The organism is Bacillus sp. JJ1503 (assembly GCF_036965125.1).
In the GTDB taxonomy this organism is placed as follows: Bacteria; Bacillota; Bacilli; order Bacillales; family Cytobacillaceae; genus Cytobacillus.
The window spans coordinates 243-2,278 of the sequence record NZ_JBALOZ010000430.1 but is presented as its reverse complement, the minus strand read 5'-3'; the positions used below and the strand labels follow the sequence as shown (position 1 = coordinate 2,278).

Sequence of the window (2,036 nt, the reverse complement as noted above, 5' to 3'; positions counted from 1 at the left end):
ACAATCGGTATTTTTGCTTGTATGGCTTATAATTCATTTAAACAAGATGATGGGCATTATATTTCCGTTGAAGAAGTTGAAGACACAGAAAAAAAATTGCGAGGTGCTAGCTAATGAAAATAGATCACGCGCTTCCACTTGAATACAGTACTGAGCAAAATCAAATGAATATTTTAGGCTTCTGGATTTTCCTTGGAGCTGAAATTATGCTCTTTGGCACACTTTTTGCAACCTACTTCACATTAGTAGATCGGACAGGAAGCGGGCCATCAGGAGCCGAGATTTTTGAAATTGCACCAGTGCTAATTGAAACATTCGTGCTTTTAACAAGCAGTTTCACGATCGGGCTTGGTGTTCATGCGATGCGCATTGGCCGTAAAAAAGCGATGATGACCTTTTTTGCCATCACACTCATTCTTGGCCTTATCTTCTTAGGCGTTGAGATTTATGAATTCGTACACTATGTTCACATTGGAGCAGGTCTGCAAACGAGTGCCTTTACTGCGGCCTTATTAACAACATTAGGAACACATGGAGCGCACGTTACGCTTGGTTTATTCTGGGGATTATTCATTATCCTGCAAGTTAAAAAACAAGGCTTGACTCCTAAAACAACGAATAAAGCGTTTATCTTTTCACTTTACTGGCATTTCCTAGACGTTGTTTGGATTTTCATCTTTAGCTTCGTCTACTTGAAAGGATTGATGTAAACATGAGCGAATTATTCCCGCGCAAACAAGTCATTGGTTTTGTATTTTCGTTGGTTCTCACTGTTGTGGCACTTGCTGTTTACTTCTTTGATTTATCATTTGCAATGGGTATGACCATTCTTTTAGTAACAGCATTCGTGCAAGCAGGCGTTCAGCTCGTTGTATTTATGCATGCTGGTGAAACAGCAGACAAAGGTTCAATTTATACGAATATTTATTATGCATTTGCTATCGCATTAGTTACCGTTTTCGGTACATTACTAATTTTGATCTGGGATATGGCATAATACATCTAAAGGAGCGTCTATTTTGGCGCTCCTTTTATATTTTATTTTCAAAGTCTATGACTGATTTATAACTAATTAATAAACCTTGATCCCTTTATCTGTTTTCTCATTCATCTCTTCTGTAGCAACGAAAAATACCCCAATAAGGAAGATAAAGATAGCCCCCATTACAGTTCCAATACCAACGCCTGTTAGTATGCTGTAATCGCTTACAAAGAAACCGTATAGAAAAATGGCGATACCAATAGCAAGGACTGTGTACCCAACAGACTTTGTAGCATTAAGTATTTTTAACTTAGATTCCATTTAATTCATCCCCCTTTTTCATTTATTATTCATTTTGTTCACAAAATTGTCAAATATTTTTTCGGTAAAGAGAAGAAACTATGAGATGAAGGGACAGACAGTTAGCCCCTGTCCATATGCCCATCTTTTTATTTAAATCCTATTTTTCCCATTTGGCCTTCAATTTGTTTTATTTCATCTTTTGAATTTCCAACTAAAATGCTTGATAAATAGATAGGGTTGTCCGGGTTTTGTATGGTCGGATTGTAAATACAGAGGGGTATTAACATTTTTCCACTTACCATGGGCTTGACTGATTTCTTGAATTTATCAAAACCCAGATTTGTTTTCCATTTACGAAGTTTCAATACTTTTACACTTAGAGAAGTCATAATCTGTTCCATAAATAGTAAAGCTCCCGTAGAACCATTTTGTCTAAAATTCAAATCTATGACAAAGATACGGTTATCCTCGGTTATAACGATATCGAACCCGGCTACACCCCAATAGCCAAGAGAAACCGCTTTTTCCATGATTTCCTTGCCTATTTGGATTACAGCGTCCGGAGGTTGATCATCTGCATCTATCCAATTACCACTGTATTTTCCCTCATCACTAATAATCTGTTCAGCAGAACCAAGGTATATCATTTTACCTTTATGAGTTTGAACGAACTGAACACAATAATTTTTTTTAATAGAAAGAAATTTTTCAATAATAATAGATTGGCAGGATTTAAAAATCTGCGTTGCTT

Annotated in this window: 5 protein-coding genes; 3 read left to right on the top strand and 2 right to left on the bottom strand. The window is 36.4% G+C overall.

The genetic code is table 11. The features are described 5' to 3' along the window. From V7149_RS26675 to qoxD, 3 genes are all read left to right on the top strand, one after another. The coding region (locus V7149_RS26675; protein ID WP_438824157.1) for a hypothetical protein at window positions 1-114 on the top strand (114 nt) is incomplete at its 5' end. Beyond that, window positions 114-710: a cytochrome aa3 quinol oxidase subunit III gene (qoxC, locus tag V7149_RS24475; protein WP_335348173.1), complete on the top strand. Its 597-nt coding sequence runs from the start codon at window positions 114-116 to the stop codon at window positions 708-710. The genes V7149_RS26675 and qoxC, both read left to right, overlap by 1 nt. A 2-nt stretch (window positions 711-712) precedes the next feature. Further along, window positions 713-997, top strand: coding sequence for a cytochrome aa3 quinol oxidase subunit IV (gene qoxD, locus V7149_RS24470; protein WP_335348172.1), 285 nt, complete (start codon window positions 713-715; stop codon window positions 995-997). A 75-nt stretch (window positions 998-1,072) separates the two neighbouring features. Here the strand turns inward: qoxD and V7149_RS24465 are convergent, their stop codons facing one another. Further along, the gene (locus V7149_RS24465) at window positions 1,073-1,303 is read right to left on the bottom strand and encodes a hypothetical protein (RefSeq protein WP_335348171.1); all 231 of its coding nucleotides are present in this window, start codon (window positions 1,301-1,303) and stop codon (window positions 1,073-1,075) included. 128 nt (window positions 1,304-1,431) lie between these two features. Beyond that, window positions 1,432-2,036: ATP-grasp domain-containing protein (locus tag V7149_RS24460; protein ID WP_335348170.1), on the bottom strand; the 605-nt coding region annotated here is incomplete at its 5' end.

Excerpts from the sequence above, each read along its gene's own strand:
- V7149_RS24465 (WP_335348171.1), bottom strand. The coding sequence starts at position 1,303 with ATGGAATCTAAGTTAAAAATACTTAATGCTACAAAGTCTGTTGGGTAC.
- qoxD (WP_335348172.1), top strand. The coding sequence starts at position 713 with ATGAGCGAATTATTCCCGCGCAAACAAGTCATTGGTTTTGTATTTTCG.
- qoxC (WP_335348173.1), top strand. The coding sequence starts at position 114 with ATGAAAATAGATCACGCGCTTCCACTTGAATACAGTACTGAGCAAAAT.